Below are 16,171 nucleotides of genomic sequence, written 5' to 3'. Positions count from 1 at the left end.
GCCGTTGAGATAAGAGACCTTACTGGGAAGTGTGGGAATGATTGCAAATCCCCACCGGAGATCGAGGCTTTAAAGGTGGTAGTGCTGGCTCGCTGCCAGGGCCGAACCTTGTCCGCCATGGCGCTGGAGATACCCGCCGACGGCCTGCATGCCATTCCATCGGTTTTCGCACCATAAGGGTGCCAGCAAGGTTGGCCGCCGTGCGCTGGCCGAAATGCGGTGATAAATAATCTCTTTCGGCGTATGGCGGATCATTTCCCCTGCGCTGGATGCATAATCTTCCAGCGAGAGCTCCGGCAAACGCCCCGCCTGCCAGGCCCGGGCCATGATGCTGCCAGTAACGATATGCAAAGGGTGCAGCTTGATGCCATCCACCCCGCTGTCCACCACGGCCTGCAGCGTTGCCAGATGCTGCTGATGGGTTTCCCCAGGCAGCCCAACAATAAGATGACTGCAAACTCTCAGCCCGCGTTCACGTGCCAACTTTGCAGTCTGCTGATAACAGGAGAAATTGTGGCCACGGTTAATGCGCTTTAGCGTTTTATCGTGTGCGGTCTGCAACCCCAATTCAAGCCACACTTCAAAGCCTTGTTCACGGTAGCCAGCCAGCAGATCGAGCGCAGCTTGCGGCACACAATCTGGCCGGGTGCCAACACAGATACCGACGATTGCCGCCTGTGACAGCGCCTGCTGGTACATGTTGGCCAGCAGTTCAACTTCGGCATAAGTGCTGGTATAGGCCTGGAAATAGGCCAGATAGCGTTTCGCCCGATTAACCTTTTGCGCCTGAATAGCCAACTGTTCTGTGATGCTCTGGCGTTGCATCTGTTCATCGGCAAAAGAAGCCACGTTACAGAAAGTACAGCCGCCACGCCCTAGCGTACCGTCGCGGTTCGGGCAGCTAAACCCGCCGTGCAGCGTCAGTTTATGGATCTTCTCACCGTAGCGGCGCTGAAGATCGCTGCCAAACATATTGACTAATTGCGGCAACTGCATAATCTTGTTCTTTCTCTGTATTCAAAGCCGTGATGCTAATAAGAAACGGCTTTTCCCGCGATGATAGAGATCAACGCTTTTCTCCTAAGGCCGCCGCAGGCATAACTATTCATTATTAGTGCAAATAAAATCACTTTCTCTACGATGAATTTTTCTTATCTTCACCGCTCTGTTAACGTCTTTATGACAAACCAATGAAAAATAGTTATAAACAACAATAAATAGACATTTATTAGAATAAAATTCCGGCATTCCCAGCAGCACTAGCATGGTGCAGAGATTCAGGAGTTGCACTATAGTGAGACAGCTCACATTTTTCTGGACCTCCCCCGCCTTTCCATCGCGTTAAAAAAGCCTGAAAATTGTTATTTTTCAAAAAAATAAACCTCATCAAAGCCACAAAAATCCTTGTTCAACCCATATTTGACCTGCGTAGGCTTTCTCGCTAAGTTGGAAGTCCGCTGGAAGCTTTCTGGACGGGCAAACGTCTCGTCATAATTATGCAGTAATTTAAGACTCCCTCTTAAAACAAGTCTTTTACCACTTGTGAAACCTTCACGAGAGGCCATTGATGGAGGGCGGAAAAGCAGATTGGCGATATTAACCTTGCTGATTGGACTTCTGCCTGAAGTTGGGAAGCCCCCTCGCAGTTGGTTGTAAGAGTCACGCAGAGCCTGGGGAGGTTCACTGATATGTTGTACGACAAATCCCAAGAGAGGGACAACTGTGGTTTTGGCCTAATAGCCCATATAGAAGGCGAGCCGAGCCATAAGGTAGTGCGCACCGCTATTCACGCACTGGCCCGCATGCAACACCGTGGCGCAATCCTTGCTGACGGCAAGACTGGCGACGGTTGCGGTCTGTTATTGCAAAAGCCCGATCGTTTTTTCCGCATGGTGGCGGAAGAGCGGGGCTGGCGTCTAGCCAAAAACTACGCCGTTGGCATGATTTTCCTCAGCCAGAACGAAGAGGAAGCGCGTGCCAGCCGCCGCATTGTTGAAGAAGAACTGCAGAACGAAACGCTGTCGATCGTCGGCTGGCGTGAAGTTCCTACCAACCCCGACGTTCTGGGTGAAATAGCGCTCTCTTCCCTGCCGCGTATTGAACAGATTTTCGTCAACGCCCCTGCTGGCTGGCGCCCTCGGGATATGGAGCGCCGCCTGTTTGTGGCACGCCGCCGTATTGAGAAACGGATCCAGGATGACAGCTTCTATGTGTGCAGTTTCTCTAACCTGGTAACGATTTATAAAGGCCTGTGCATGCCGGCCGACCTGCCACGTTTCTATCTGGACCTGGCGGATCTGCGTCTGGAATCGGCTATCTGCCTGTTCCACCAGCGCTTCTCAACCAATACCGTGCCACGCTGGCCGCTGGCGCAACCGTTTCGCTATCTGGCGCACAACGGCGAGATCAACACCATTACCGGTAACCGCCAGTGGGCACGCGCCCGTACCTATAAATTCCAGACCCCGCTGATCCCGGATCTGCAAGCCGCCGCGCCTTTCGTGAACGAAACCGGCTCCGATTCCAGCTCATTAGACAATATGCTGGAGTTGCTGCTGGCAGGCGGTATGGATCTGATCCGCGCCATGCGCCTGCTGGTGCCGCCAGCCTGGCAGAACAACCCGGATATGGACACCGATCTGCGTGCTTTCTTCGACTTTAACTCGATGCACATGGAGCCGTGGGACGGCCCGGCAGGCATCGTGATGTCCGATGGCCGCTATGCTGCCTGTAACCTGGATCGTAATGGCCTGCGCCCGGCACGCTATGTGATCACCAAAGACAAGCTGATCACCTGCGCTTCAGAGGTCGGCATCTGGGATTATCAGCCGGATGAAGTGGTCGAAAAAGGCCGCGTCGGGCCAGGCGAACTGATGGTGATCGATACCCGCAGCGGCAAGATCCTGCACTCCGCCGAAACCGACAACGATCTGAAAAGCCGCCACCCGTATAAAGAGTGGATGGAGAAGAACGTCAAGCGCCTGGTGCCGTTCGAAGACCTGCCGGAAGATCAGGTGGGCAGCCGCGAGCTGGACGATGCCACCCTGGAAACCTACCAGAAGCAGTTCGGTTATAGCAGCGAAGAGCTGGATCAAGTGATCCGCGTGCTGGGTGAAATTGGCCAGGAAGCTACCGGTTCGATGGGTGACGATACCCCCTTTGCCGTACTTTCAAGCCGCCCACGTATTATTTATGACTACTTCCGCCAGCAGTTCGCGCAGGTTACCAACCCCCTATCGATCCGCTGCGTGAAGCCCACGTCATGTCTCTGGCAACCAGCATCGGCCGCGAGATGAACGTTTTCTGCGAAGCCGAAGGCCAGGCACACCGCCTGAGCTTCAAATCCCCGATCCTGCTGTATTCAGATTTCAAGCAGTTGACCACGCTGGAAGGCGAATATTACCGCGCCGACACGCTTGATCTGACCTTCGATCCGGCCGCGCAGGATCTGGAGCAGACTATCCATGCCCTGTGCGAAGAAGCGGAACGTAAAGTCCGTGACGGTGCGGTAATGCTGGTGTTGTCTGACCGTGCCATTACCGAGCAACGCCTGCCGGTCCCGGCACCGATGGCGGTAGGAGCCATCCAGAGCCGGTTGGTGGAAAAAACCTGCGCTGTGATGCCAACATCATTGTTGAAACCGCCAGCGCCCGCGATCCCCACCACTTTGCGGTGCTATTGGGCTTTGGTGCCACGGCAATCTACCCGTATCTGGCCTTTGAGACACTGGCCAAGATGGTAGACAGCCAGGCCATCGACAAAACCTATCGCGATGTGATGCTGAACTACCGTAACGGCATCAATAAAGGGCTGTACAAGATCATGTCCAAAATGGGCATCTCGACTATCGCCTCTTATCGTTGCTCCAAGCTGTTTGAAGCCGTTGGCCTGCACCGCGATCTGTCCAACCTTTGTTTCCAAGGGGTGGTCAGCCGCATCGGTGGTGCCAGCTTCAGTGACTTCGAGCAGGATCTGCAGAACCTTTCCAAGCGTGCCTGGTTGAAACGCAAACCGCTGGAACAGGGCGGCCTGCTGAAGTTCGTTCATAATGGCGAATACCACGCTTATAACCCGGACGTGGTGAATTCACTGCAAAAAGCGGTACACAGCGGTGAGTACAGCGATTATCAGACCTATGCCAAGCTGGTGAACGAACGCCCGGTAGCCACGCTGCGCGACCTGCTGGCGATCAAACCGCAAGGCACGCCGATCCCGGTTGATCAGGTTGAACCTGCGCAATCGCTGTTCCAACGCTTCGATACCGCAGCCATGTCCATCGGGGCATTAAGCCCAGAAGCGCACGAATCACTGGCTATCGCCATGAACAGCCTTGGCGGTTTCTCCAACTCCGGTGAAGGCGGCGAAGATCCGGCCCGTTACGGCACCAATAAGGTTTCCCGTATCAAGCAAGTAGCCTCTGGCCGCTTTGGGGTGACTCCTGCTTATCTGGTCAACGCCGATGTGATCCAGATTAAGGTCGCGCAGGGTGCCAAACCGGGTGAAGGTGGGCAGTTGCCAGGGGATAAAGTTACGCCGTATATCGCCAAGCTGCGTTATTCGGTGCCGGGCGTGACCCTGATTTCGCCACCACCACACCACGATATCTACTCGATCGAAGATTTGGCTCAGTTGATTTTCGATCTGAAACAGATCAACCCGAAAGCCATGATTTCGGTGAAACTGGTTTCCGAACCGGGGGTGGGCACCATTGCCACCGGCGTCGCAAAAGCCTATGCCGATCTGATCACCATTGCCGGTTACGATGGCGGTACCGGTGCCAGCCCGCTGTCATCGGTGAAATACGCCGGTTGCCCATGGGAACTTGGCCTGGTGGAAACTCAACAGGCGCTGGTTGCCAACGGGCTGCGCCATAAGATCCGCCTGCAGGTGGATGGTGGCCTGAAAACCGGTGTCGATATTGTCAAAGCGGCCATTCTTGGTGCGGAGAGCTTCGGCTTTGGTACCGGCCCGATGGTGGCGCTGGGCTGTAAATACCTGCGTATCTGCCACTTGAACAACTGCGCTACCGGTGTTGCTACCCAAGATGAAAAACTGCGCCGCGATCACTATCACGGCCTGCCAGAACGTGTGACCAACTACTTCCAGTTTATCGCCCGCGAAACCCGCGAGATTATGGCAGAGCTGGGCGTAAGCCAGTTGGTTGATCTGATTGGCCGCACAGAGTTCCTGCACGAACTGGACGGGATCTCCGCCAAACAGAACAAACTGGATCTGTCGCCGCTGCTGCATACCGCTACGCCACATGCGGGTAAAGCTCTGCACTGCACCGAAGGCAGTAACCCACCTTTCGACCAGGGCTTGCTGAACAAAGAGCTGTTGGCACAGGCCCAGCCGTATGTCGAAGGGAAACAAAGCAAAACCTTCTACTTCGATATCCGCAACACCGATCGTTCCGTGGGAGCCACCTTGTCGGGGGCAATTGCCACGCTGCACGGTGACCAGGGGATGGCGGCCGATCCCATCAAGGCGCATTTCTCCGGCACCGCAGGTCAGAGCTTCGGCGTCTGGAATGCTGGCGGCGTTGAACTGACCCTGACCGGTGATGCCAATGACTACGTAGGTAAAGGGATGGCCGGTGGCCGTATCGCCGTGCGCCCCCCATTGGCTCAGCGTTCCGCAGCCATGAAGCCAGTATCATCGGTAACACCTGTCTCTATGGCGCTACCGGCGGCAAGCTGTTCGCCGCTGGCCGTGCAGGGGAACGTTTTGCCGTGCGTAACTCCGGGGCTATCACCGTTGTTGAAGGCATCGGCGACAACGGTTGTGAATACATGACCGGCGGTATCGTCTGCGTCCTGGGCAAAACGGGCATCAACTTTGGTGCAGGTATGACCGGTGGCTTCGCCTACGTGCTGGACGAAGACGGTGAGTTCCGTAAACGCGTTAACCCAGAACTGGTGGAAGTGCTGGATGTCGATCAACTGGCGATCCATGAAGAACATCTGCGCGGCCTGATCACCGAGCATGTGCAGTTGACCGGATCATCACGCGCAGAAGAAATCCTGGCGAACTGGCCGGAATGGGCGCCGAAGTTCGCTCTGGTCAAACCGAAGTCCAGTGATGTCAAAGCATTGTTGGGTCACCGTAGTCGAAGCGCCGCCGAGCTGCGGGTTCAGGCACAGTAAGAGGTCATATTGAATGAGTCAGAACGTTTATCAATTTATCGACCTGCAGCGTGTTGATCCGCCAAAGAAACCGCTGAAGATCCGCAAAATCGAGTTTGTAGAGATTTACGAACCCTTTTCGGAAACTCAGGCGAAAGCGCAGGCCGATCGTTGCCTGTCATGCGGTAACCCTTATTGCGAATGGAAATGCCCGGTTCACAACTACATTCCGAACTGGCTGAAGCTGGCTAACGAAGGCCGCATCATGGAAGCGGCCGATTTGGCACACCAGACCAACAGCCTGCCTGAAGTCTGTGGCCGCGTCTGCCCGCAAGACCGTTTGTGTGAAGGTTCCTGCACCCTGAACGACGAGTTTGGTGCAGTGACCATCGGCAATATTGAGCGCTATATCAGTGATAAAGCGATCGAAATGGGCTGGAAGCCGGATATGTCCCATGTGCAGCCAACCGGCAAGCGCGTGGCCATCATCGGCGCGGGCCCGGCGGGCCTGGCCTGTGCCGACGTATTGACCCGCAACGGTGTCAAAGCGGTGGTCTACGATCGCCATCCAGAAATCGGAGGTCTGCTGACTTTCGGTATTCCGGCCTTTAAGCTGGAAAAAGAAGTGATGATCAAGCGCCGCGAGATCTTCAGCGAGATGGGTATCGAATTCCAGCTCAACACCGAAGTTGGCAAAGATATCGCTATGGACGCCTTGTTGAGCGAATACGATGCGGTATTCCTTGGCGTGGGAACCTACCAGTCAATGCGTGGGGGCTTGGAGAACGAAGAAGCGCCAGGTGTCTACGATGCATTGCCTTTCCTGATCGCCAACACCAAACAACTGATGGGCTATGCTACAGAGCAGCACGAGCCGTACGTCAGCATGGAAGGCAAGCGGGTGGTGGTTCTGGGTGGGGGCGATACCGCCATGGACTGCGTTCGCACTTCTATCCGCCAGGGCGCGACTCAGGTCGTCTGCGCCTATCGCCGCGATGAGGCCAACATGCCCGGCTCCAAGCGTGAAGTGAAAAATGCGCGCGAAGAAGGCGTTGAGTTCAAATTCAACCTGCAACCGCTTAGCATTGAGCTAAATAGCGCAGGCCGCGTTGCCGGTGTCAAAATGGTGCGCACCCAGCTTGGAGAGCCTGATGCCAATGGCCGCCAGGTAGCCGAACAGGTGGCGGGCTCGGAACATGTGATCGATGCCGATGCGGTAGTGATGGCCTTTGGTTTTCGCCCGCACCAGATGGACTGGCTGGCAACGCACGACGTGCAGCTCGACAAACAGGGCCGTATCCTGGCGCCGGACGCTATCGATAACGCCTTCCAGACCAGTAACCCGAAAATCTTCGCCGGTGGCGATGCGGTACGCGGTTCCGATCTGGTCGTCACCGCCATTGCCGAAGGGCGTAAAGCCGCTGAAGGCATTATGAGTTACCTGGAAGTGTAATTTATAGCCCAGGATCATCTCAGGGGTCGGCTTGCCGGCCCCTGTTTTTTGGATTTGTGCCCACTAACGCCGATCTGCAAGCAACAAAAAAGGCACAGCATCTGCTGTACCCTTTTATCCTGCCTGCCGCTGATTATTTCACGACACGCAACGCTGGCCGGCCACCACGAGGCGGTGGAGGCGGCTCGTCATCAGAGCCATTGTCATCATCGGCATTATCTGGACGATCGCCATCAATCACGGACATCAGGCTCTCGGCAGGGCCGGTTTCGCTGCCAAGCTCGGCAAAAGTTCCCTCGGCTTCATACCCGGCTTCCGGTTCGAACATGGTGCCCGCCCCGTTTTCCCGCGCATAAATTGCCAGTACGGCTGCCATTGGCACCAGAACCTGACGGGGCACCCCACCAAACCGGGCGTTAAAGCTCACGTCTTCATCACCCAGTTGCAGATTACCTACGGCGCGCGGCGCAATGTTCAGCACTATCTGACCATCACGAGCGAACTCCATAGGCACCTGAACGTCAGGACGCATAACGTCCACCACCAGGTGCGGAGTCAGTTGGTTGTCCAACAGCCAGTCATAGAATGCCCGCAACAGATAAGGACGGCGCGGGGTCATCTGAGACATATCCATGATGCTTAGCCCCGAGTCTGCAGGCGCATTTCACGCTCAGGTTCGGTCAGAGAGGCCAGGAATGCATCACGCTCGAAGACACGGGTCATATAGCCTTTCAGCTCTTTGGAACCGGCACCGCTCAGTTCAATACCCAACTGCGGCAAACGCCACAACAGCGGGGCCAGGTAGCAGTCTACCAGGCTGAATTCTTCGCTCATAAAGTATGGGGTCTGGCCGAAGATGGGTGCGATCGCCAGCAGTTCTTCGCGCAGTTGGCGGCGTGCTGACTCCGCTTCCTGCCCGTTGCTCTGCTCGATTTTGTACATCAGCGAGTACCAGTTTTTCTCGATACGCAGCATCATCAGACGGCTTTCACCGCGCGCGACCGGGTAAACCGGCATCAACGGTGGGTGCGGGAAACGCTCATCAAGGTATTCCATGATGATACGGGATTCATACAACGTTAACTCGCGATCGACCAGCGTCGGTACCGTTTGGTAAGGATTGAGGTCAATCAGATCCTGTGGCAGGTTATCAGGTTCAACCTGCTCGATCTCGACGCTGACGCCTTTTTCCGCCAGTACGATACGTACTTGATGGCTAAAGATGTCGGTCGGGCCGGAAAACAGCGTCATTACCGAACGTTTGTTGGCAGCGACAGCCATGAAAACCTCCAAGTTTTATCTAGAAAATACGGCGAATAGCCAAATACCCATCATCTGGCAAACCATTGCGTTGTTGCGCCTGGCTGCGACGTGAAATTATTGGGTATATCAGGCTGCTATCCTGAATAATCGTGACCGCAAGCCCACAGATTACAGATAAACCTTAGGTCTGGAAAACAGCCCCGGAGGTAGACTGATAACAACTGCACGGCCAACAGGCGCAAAAGTGGGTGATAGTTTACCAGATTTAGACAGTTTTGTGGGGGCTAAGTATTGATTTATCCGTTAGGCCACGGATTTTGCTGAAGTTTAGTTTATTGCAGGCATAAAAAAACCCGGTGAAACACCGGGTTTTTCGCGTAAATCGCACTGCCGAAGCAGAAAAAATTAACGCTTGGAGAACTGCGGACGGCGACGTGCTTTACGCAGACCGACTTTCTTACGTTCAACCTGACGGGCGTCACGAGTGACGAAGCCAGCTTTACGCAATTCAGCACGCAGAGTCTCGTCGTACTCCATCAGTGCACGGGTGATACCGTGACGGATAGCACCAGCTTGACCAGAGATACCACCACCTTTAACAGTGATGTACAGGTCAAATTTACCAACCATGTCGGTCAGTTCCAACGGCTGGCGAACTACCATGCGGGCAGTTTCGCGACCGAAGTACTGTTCCAGGCTGCGCTGGTTAATTACGATGTTACCACTGCCCGGCTTGATAAAAACGCGAGCGGCGGAGCTTTTGCGGCGACCAGTGCCGTAGTATTGATTTTCAGCCATTGCCTATAATCCCGATTAGATGTCAAGAACTTGCGGTTGCTGTGCCGCGTGAGTGTGCTCGGTGCCCGCGTAAACTTTCAGTTTACGGAACATTGCACGACCCAACGGACCCTTTGGCAGCATGCCTTTAACCGCGATTTCAATCACGCGCTCAGGACGGCGGGCAATCATCTCTTCAAAGGTCGCTTGCTTGATACCACCGATGTGACCGGTGTGATGGTAATACACTTTGTCTGTACGCTTGTTGCCGGTTACAGCAACTTTTTCTGCGTTCAGAACGATGATGTAATCACCGGTATCAACGTGCGGGGTGTATTCCGCTTTATGCTTGCCGCGCAGACGACGAGCCAGTTCAGTAGCGAGACGGCCTAAAGTTTTACCGTCTGCATCAACAACATACCAGTCGCGTTTTACGGTTTCTGGTTTAGCTGTAAAAGTTTTCATTAGAAAGCTTACCCAATAATTAGTTACACGTTGGTGAACACCCAAACGCTCGAAAACAGCTGAGGCTCACACGACCATCAAGTCCAGCAAACCTACCCCTTCGAATAGCCATTGCCGGCACTATAAAGTTTTTGGGAAAAAAACTTTGTTGTAACGTGGGGTCGCAAGATTATAGAGAAGTCACCCACAAAGATCGAACAGTTTTTGAATTGAAAACAGATTTAGCGCCAAAGGGCCATTTGACGGCAGCCACAGGCTAAATTGAAGGGCCTGGCAGCCAGGCCCGATAAGCGTTTATGGCAGATGAGGCAACTTCAGATACTCTTCGCTTTGCATTTCCTGCAGGCGTGAAAGGCAGCGCTGGAACTCAAACTTCAGTTGCTCCCCCTGATAAATCTCGAACATCGGCACTTCGGCGGCGATCACCAGCTTGACGCGCCGCTCATAGAACTCATCCACCAGAGCCAGGAAACGGCGGGCGGTGTTTTCCTTCAGAGGCCCCATCACGCGCACATTATATAGCATCACGCTGTGATAAAGGCGTGACAGGGCGATGTAATCCAGTTGGCTGCGTGCGTCTTCACACAAAGTATGGAAATCGACCGCCAATACGCCTTCCACCGCACGCAAAGTAGGCAGTGGCCGGTGATTGATTTGCAGCACCGGTGCCTGTTCCCCGGCTTTGCCCGCCAGCTTTAGGAAAATATGATCCATCGTTTCCTGCGTCTGTGGATTGAGCGGGGTCAGATAGAGATGGGCCTGCGTCAGCGTGCGTAGGCGGTAATCAATGCCCGCATCCACGTTCATCACATCACAATACTCTTTGATAAGATCGATAGCGGGCAGAAAACGCGCGCGTTGCAGACCGTTACGATACAGGTTATCCGGCACAATATTGGACGTTGCCACTAGCGTAATACCGCGGGCAAACAGCGCCTGCAGTAAGGTAGCCAACAGCATGGCATCGGTGATATCAGAGACAAAGAACTCATCAAAACACAATACATCGGTTTGCGCTTTGAAGCCGTCGGCAATGATTTCCAAAGGGTTTTCCTGCCCTTGCAGTTCAGTCAGTTCTTCATGGACCCGCAGCATAAAGCGATGGAAGTGCAACCGCAGTTTGCGATCGCCAGGCAGGCTGTGGAAGAACAGATCCATCAGCCAGGTTTTACCCCGGCCAACGCCTCCCCACATATATAAGCCCTGCACCGGCCGTTGCTTCGGGTTTTCTTCTTCTTTGCCTAACCAACGCTGGAGTTTGTACCGTAAGCCACTGTTATTGTTCGTTGGCGTGGGTGTCTGCTGCAATGCCTGATAAATACTATCCAACTGCGTAACGGCCTGGCGCTGAACCTCATCGGCCTGATACTCCCCCGCATCCAGCGCCTGCTGGTAGCGTGATAATGGTGACTGTGCCTGCATTTCGTTGAAGATCCTAAGAACGCTGAGAATTTATTTAGCAAATTTTAGCGGCGGATAGCGGCCGCTTCGCACCCTGTTCGCTACTTTTATCGGCGCTGTGCCCAGAGAAAAACCCTGCAAACATCAGGTAATGGTTTATCAGGATTCCACTCGGACAAGGTTAACGGTTATAGTGGATATTATTAAGTGAAAAATTCCTGCGGAACAACGAAGTCAAAATAGGAGTCATCATGACCTGGGAGTATGCGCTGATTGGTTTGGTGGTCGGTATCGTGATTGGTGCGGTAGCGATGCGTTTTGGTAACAGTAAATTACGTCAACAACAAGCGCTGCAAAGCGAACTGGATAAAAGCAAAACCGAGCTCGAAGAGTATCGTCAGGAGTTGGTCGGCCATTTTGCCCGCAGTGCCGAACTGCTGGATAACATGGCGCGTGACTATCGCCAGCTGTATCAGCATATGGCGAAAAGCTCCAATAACCTGCTGCCGGATCTGCCGATGCAGGACAACCCATTCCGCTATCGCCTGACCGAAGCAGAAGCGGATAACGATCAAGCACCGGTAGAAATGCCGCGTGACTATTCCGAAGGGGCATCTGGCCTGTTGCGTGGTGCACCAAGCCGCGATTAACCCCGGTAATCACAACCCGTGGGCCATCCCACGGGTTTTAAACCATCCCAGCCCTCTGCCCCACTTCCTGAACTATGCTTACATTGACGTTTAAGTGAACTTTTCACGCAAATTCACGGTCTTACACTTCACTATGATTTTATCATCAATATTTCACCGGCAGGTTTTGAGAGAGTTATTATCAATGAAGAAAAAATCTTTAATTCTTAGCGCATTAGCAATGAGCATTAGCCTGACACTCGCATCCGTACCGGTGGCTAACGCAACCATGCCTGTGGCCGCAGAAGGGCAAGCATTACCAAGCCTGGCACCGATGCTGGAAAAGGTCCTGCCCGCCGTGGTGAGCGTGCGAGTAGAAGGCACCCAGGTACAGCGCCAAAAATTACCGGAGCAGTTTAAATTCTTCTTTGGGCCGAATATGCCTTCAGAGCAGGAAAGCTCACGTCCTTTTGAAGGATTGGGCTCCGGTGTGATCATTGATGCGGCGAAGGGCTACATCCTGACCAACAACCACGTTATCAATAACGCCGATAAAATCAGCGTGCAGCTGAACGATGGCCGCGAATACGATGCCAAGCTGATTGGCCGTGATGAACAGTCCGATATTGCCCTGCTGCAAGTCAGCGACGTCAAAAACCTGACGGCGGTGAAAATGGCGGATTCCGACAAACTGCGCGTCGGCGATTTTGCCGTTGCCGTCGGTAACCCATTCGGTCTCGGCCAGACCGCCACTTCGGGGATCATCTCCGCATTGGGCCGCAGCGGCCTGAGCCTTGAAGGGCTGGAAAACTTTATCCAGACCGATGCCTCCATTAACCGTGGTAACTCCGGCGGCGCGCTGGTTAACCTGAACGGCGAACTGATCGGCATCAACACCGCGATCCTGGCTCCGGGCGGCGGCAATATTGGTATCGGCTTCGCTATCCCAAGCAACATGGCACAAAGCCTGAGCAAGCAATTGATCGAATTTGGTGAAGTGAAACGTGGCCTGTTGGGGATCAAGGGCAGCGAAATGACCGCCGATATGGCTAAAGCCTTCAAATCGGACGCTCAGCGCGGGGCGTTTGTCAGCGAAGTGCTGCCAAAATCGGCCGCTGCCAATGCCGGTATCAAAGCCGGTGATATTCTGGTCTCCCTGGATGGTAAACCGGTCAATAGCTTTGCCGAACTGCGTGCCAAAGTCGGCACTACCGCACCGGGTACCGTCATTAAAGTGGGCCTGCTGCGTGATGGTAAACCGATGGAACTCTCCGTCACCCTGGATAACAGTGAAAGCGCATCGACCAATGCAGAAACGCTGTCACCTTCGCTGCAAGGCGCCTCCCTCAGCAACGGGGCATTGCCAAACGGGGATAAGGGCGTGAAGATCGATAGTGTCGATAAAGGCAGCCCTGCGGCACAGGTTGGCCTGCAAAAAGATGATGTGATTATCGGTGTCAACCGTGAGCGCATTGAAAACGTCACGGCGTTACGCAAGCTGCTTGAAGCCAAACCGGCCGTCATGGCGTTGAATATCGTACGTGGCGGTGAAACCATTTACCTGCTGCTGCGTTAATTTGTTTGAAAACCGGGCTCAGTGACATACTGCGCCCGGTTAACTCGTGCTATCCTCCGTTCATCTTTCCTCTCACCTACTAAAACTCTATGTTTGCTAAGCTCTTGCGTTCTATTGTTATTGGTTTGATTGTCGCCGGCCTGCTGTTGGTTGCCCTACCCGTGCTGCGTTCTCCCAATAATCTGTTCGCCGATAAACTAGAGAATACCAGTGATGAAACCCCGATCAGTTTCAATGATGGCGTACGTCGTGCCGCCCCTGCCGTAGTCAATATCTATAACCGCAACATGAGCGGTGCCGCTAACGTGCTTTCTTTGGGTTCTGGCGTGATCATGAACGATCGCGGCTATATCATCACCAATCGTCATGTGATCAAAGACTCCCAACTGATCACCGTTGTGCTGCAAGATGGCCGCCGTTATGAAGCCCTGTTGGTAGGTTCCGATAGCCTGACGGATCTGGCCGTGCTGAAAATCGATCCCGGTAATTTGCCGGTGATCCCCATCAACAACAACCGCTCGGCACATATCGGCGATATCGTTCTGGCGATCGGTAACCCCTACAATCTGGGGCAAACCGTTACCCAGGGGATTATCAGCGCCACTGGCCGCATCAGCCTGAGCACCACCGGGCGACAAACCTTTCTGCAAACCGATGCCTCAATCAACCGTGGCAACTCAGGCGGGGCGCTGGTCAACTCTCTGGGCGAATTGATGGGCATCAACACGCTCACCTACGATAAGGTGACCGACGGAGCAACGCCAGAGGGTCTGGGCTTTGCGATTCCAACGGAATTGGCAACCAAAATCATGGATAAACTGATCCGGGATGGGCGGGTGATCCGGGGTTATTTTGGCATTCAGGGGAAAGAGATTATCCCGGCGCGCGCTACCAACTCTGGGATTGATCGCCTACAGGGGATCATCGTCACCGAGATCACCCCCAATGGCCCAGCCGCTAGCGCAGGGTTCCATATCAACGACATTATTATCAACGTTAATAACAAACCGGCGGTCGCCGTATTGGAAACGATGGATCAGGTGGCAGAAATCCGGCCAGGTACCGAGATCCCGGTCGTGGTGGTACGCGATGGCCAGCGCATCACGCTGAATATGACGGTGGGTGAATTCCCGGAAGATAATAGCTGAACAGTAAAAAGCCCGGCAAGCCGGGCTAAAAAAACTTCGCGTAACGCATTGAGAGTAAAGCTGATTACTCGCCTTTCACACGTTCGATATTCGCACCTAACGCACGCAGCTTGTCTTCAATACGCTCATAACCACGATCGATATGATAAATACGGTCAACCATGGTTACGCCTTCAGCGATACAACCGGCCAGCACCAGGCTGGCGGAAGCACGCAGATCCGTTGCCATGACCTGAGCACCAGAAAGCTGCTCTACGCCGTGGCAGATCACGGTATTACTCTCGATTTCCGCGTGAGCGCCCATGCGGATCAATTCAGGAACGTGCATAAAGCGGTTTTCAAAAATGGTTTCGGTGATCACACCGGTGCCCTCAGCCACCAGGTTCAGCAAGCTGAGCTGTGCCTGCATATCGGTTGGGAATCCTGGGTGTGGAGCCGTACGGACAGTCACCGCTTTTGGGCGCTTGCCATGCATATCCAGGCTGATCCAATCCTCACCGACTTCGATATCGGCTCCGGCTTCACGCAGCTTGGCCAACACCGCATCCAGAGTTTCCGGGCGGGTATTACGGCACAGCACTTTGCCACCTGAAACGGCGGCGGCAACCAGGAATGTCCCGGTTTCAATACGATCCGGCAGTACGCGATAAACCCCACCGCCCAGGCGCTCAACACCTTCGATGGTGATTTTATCGGTACCCGCACCACTGATTTTAGCGCCCAGTGTGTTGAGGAAATTGGCAGTATCCACAATTTCCGGCTCGCGTGCCGCGTTCTCAATTATGGTGGTGCCGGTAGCCAAGGTTGCCGCACTCATGATGGTGACAGTTGCGCCCACGCTGACTTTATCCATCACGATGTGCGCGCCTTTCAAACGCCCTTCAACGGAAGCCTTGACGTAACCCTCTTCCAGTTTGATTTCGGCACCCAGCTGTTCCAGGCCTGTAATGTGCAGGTCAACCGGGCGAGCCCCGATGGCACAACCACCAGGCAGGGAGACCTGGCCACGGCCAAAACGTGCCACCAGCGGACCTAACGCCCAGATAGAAGCGCGCATGGTTTTCACCAGATCGTAAGGGGCGCAAAACTCGTTCACACCGCTGGCATCAACAAACACCGAGCCATTACGCTCGATCTTGGTGCCTAACTGGTTAAGTAGCTTGATGGTGGTGTCAATGTCCTTCAGTTTCGGGACATTCTGCAGCTCGACAGGCTCTTCCGCCAACAGGGCGGCGAACAGGATTGGCAGGGCGGCGTTTTTCGCCCCGGAAATAGTGACTTCACCGCTTAGACGAGTCCGGCCCTGCACACGAAATTTATCCATTTGACTATTC

The 16,171-nt window shown here is 54.2% G+C and carries 11 protein-coding genes and 1 pseudogene; 5 read left to right on the top strand and 7 right to left on the bottom strand.

From position 1 onward, the window contains the following. Window positions 1–69 precede the first annotated feature (69 nt). Window positions 70–996, bottom strand: coding sequence for a TIGR01212 family radical SAM protein (locus ACQ86O_RS08580; RefSeq protein WP_431224882.1), 927 nt, complete (start codon window positions 994–996; stop codon window positions 70–72). Between the two features lie 692 nt (window positions 997–1,688). Between ACQ86O_RS08580 and gltB the strand changes: the two are divergent. Both gltB and ACQ86O_RS08570 read left to right on the top strand, forming a co-directional pair. Further along, window positions 1,689–6,146 (top strand): annotated as a pseudogene (gene gltB, locus ACQ86O_RS08575) (glutamate synthase large subunit). Window positions 6,147–6,159: 13 nt separating this feature from the next. Continuing rightward, a complete protein-coding gene (locus ACQ86O_RS08570) occupies window positions 6,160–7,578 on the top strand; it encodes a glutamate synthase small subunit (protein ID WP_431224881.1) in 1,419 nt (472 codons plus the stop codon). Window positions 7,579–7,711: 133 nt separating this feature from the next. On the opposite strand, the gene sspB is transcribed toward ACQ86O_RS08570, so the two are convergent. From sspB to zapE, 5 genes are all read right to left on the bottom strand, one after another. Then, window positions 7,712–8,212, bottom strand: a complete 501-nt coding sequence (gene sspB, locus ACQ86O_RS08565; RefSeq protein WP_431224880.1) for a ClpXP protease specificity-enhancing factor — start codon at window positions 8,210–8,212, stop codon at window positions 7,712–7,714. Window positions 8,213–8,217: 5 nt separating this feature from the next. Beyond that, complete coding sequence (sspA, locus tag ACQ86O_RS08560) at window positions 8,218–8,859, bottom strand: stringent starvation protein SspA (protein ID WP_431224879.1); 642 nt, start codon at window positions 8,857–8,859, stop codon at window positions 8,218–8,220. A gap of 387 nt (window positions 8,860–9,246) precedes the next feature. Then, on the bottom strand, window positions 9,247–9,639 hold the full coding sequence (gene rpsI, locus ACQ86O_RS08555; RefSeq protein WP_020831838.1) for a 30S ribosomal protein S9: 393 nt from the start codon (window positions 9,637–9,639) through the stop codon (window positions 9,247–9,249). Window positions 9,640–9,654: 15 nt separating this feature from the next. Next, the gene (rplM, locus tag ACQ86O_RS08550; RefSeq protein WP_021180678.1) at window positions 9,655–10,083 is read right to left on the bottom strand and encodes a 50S ribosomal protein L13; all 429 of its coding nucleotides are present in this window, start codon (window positions 10,081–10,083) and stop codon (window positions 9,655–9,657) included. Window positions 10,084–10,377: 294 nt separating this feature from the next. Next, window positions 10,378–11,505 carry a cell division protein ZapE gene (gene zapE, locus ACQ86O_RS08545; protein ID WP_431224878.1) on the bottom strand — a complete coding sequence of 376 codons (1,128 nt, stop codon included), beginning with the start codon at window positions 11,503–11,505 and terminating at the stop codon, window positions 10,378–10,380. Between the two features lie 230 nt (window positions 11,506–11,735). Between zapE and zapG the strand changes: the two genes are divergently transcribed. The 3 genes from zapG (at window position 11,736) to degS (ending at window position 14,837) form a co-directional block, all read left to right on the top strand. After that, on the top strand, window positions 11,736–12,134 hold the full coding sequence (gene zapG / locus ACQ86O_RS08540) for a Z-ring associated protein ZapG (RefSeq protein ID WP_431224877.1): 399 nt from the start codon (window positions 11,736–11,738) through the stop codon (window positions 12,132–12,134). 184 nt (window positions 12,135–12,318) lie between these two features. Continuing rightward, window positions 12,319–13,689 carry a serine endoprotease DegQ gene (degQ, locus tag ACQ86O_RS08535; protein WP_431224876.1) on the top strand — a complete coding sequence of 457 codons (1,371 nt, stop codon included), beginning with the start codon at window positions 12,319–12,321 and terminating at the stop codon, window positions 13,687–13,689. A gap of 89 nt (window positions 13,690–13,778) precedes the next feature. Further along, window positions 13,779–14,837: an outer membrane-stress sensor serine endopeptidase DegS gene (degS, locus tag ACQ86O_RS08530; RefSeq protein ID WP_431224875.1), complete on the top strand. Its 1,059-nt coding sequence runs from the start codon at window positions 13,779–13,781 to the stop codon at window positions 14,835–14,837. Between the two features lie 64 nt (window positions 14,838–14,901). Here the strand turns inward: degS and murA are convergent, their stop codons facing one another. Further along, window positions 14,902–16,161, bottom strand: coding sequence for a UDP-N-acetylglucosamine 1-carboxyvinyltransferase (murA, locus tag ACQ86O_RS08525; protein WP_431224874.1), 1,260 nt, complete (start codon window positions 16,159–16,161; stop codon window positions 14,902–14,904). Between the last annotated feature and the right edge of the window lie 10 nt (window positions 16,162–16,171).

The sequence above is a fragment of the Serratia sp. L9 genome, assembly GCF_050632285.1.
Lineage (GTDB): Bacteria > Pseudomonadota > Gammaproteobacteria > Enterobacterales > Enterobacteriaceae > Chania.
This window is presented reverse-complemented; position numbering and strand designations above follow the sequence as displayed.

Coding starts and splice junctions, on each gene's coding strand:
- sspB (WP_431224880.1), bottom strand. CDS start 8,212: ATGGATATGTCTCAGATGACCCCGCGCCGTCCTTATCTGTTGCGGGCA.
- sspA (WP_431224879.1), bottom strand. CDS start 8,859: ATGGCTGTCGCTGCCAACAAACGTTCGGTAATGACGCTGTTTTCCGGC.
- rpsI (WP_020831838.1), bottom strand. CDS start 9,639: ATGGCTGAAAATCAATACTACGGCACTGGTCGCCGCAAAAGCTCCGCC.
- zapE (WP_431224878.1), bottom strand. CDS start 11,505: ATGCAGGCACAGTCACCATTATCACGCTACCAGCAGGCGCTGGATGCG.
- degS (WP_431224875.1), top strand. CDS start 13,779: ATGTTTGCTAAGCTCTTGCGTTCTATTGTTATTGGTTTGATTGTCGCC.
- ACQ86O_RS08570 (WP_431224881.1), top strand. CDS start 6,160: ATGAGTCAGAACGTTTATCAATTTATCGACCTGCAGCGTGTTGATCCG.
- ACQ86O_RS08580 (WP_431224882.1), bottom strand. CDS start 996: ATGCAGTTGCCGCAATTAGTCAATATGTTTGGCAGCGATCTTCAGCGC.
- degQ (WP_431224876.1), top strand. CDS start 12,319: ATGAAGAAAAAATCTTTAATTCTTAGCGCATTAGCAATGAGCATTAGC.
- rplM (WP_021180678.1), bottom strand. CDS start 10,083: ATGAAAACTTTTACAGCTAAACCAGAAACCGTAAAACGCGACTGGTAT.
- zapG (WP_431224877.1), top strand. CDS start 11,736: ATGACCTGGGAGTATGCGCTGATTGGTTTGGTGGTCGGTATCGTGATT.
- murA (WP_431224874.1), bottom strand. CDS start 16,161: ATGGATAAATTTCGTGTGCAGGGCCGGACTCGTCTAAGCGGTGAAGTC.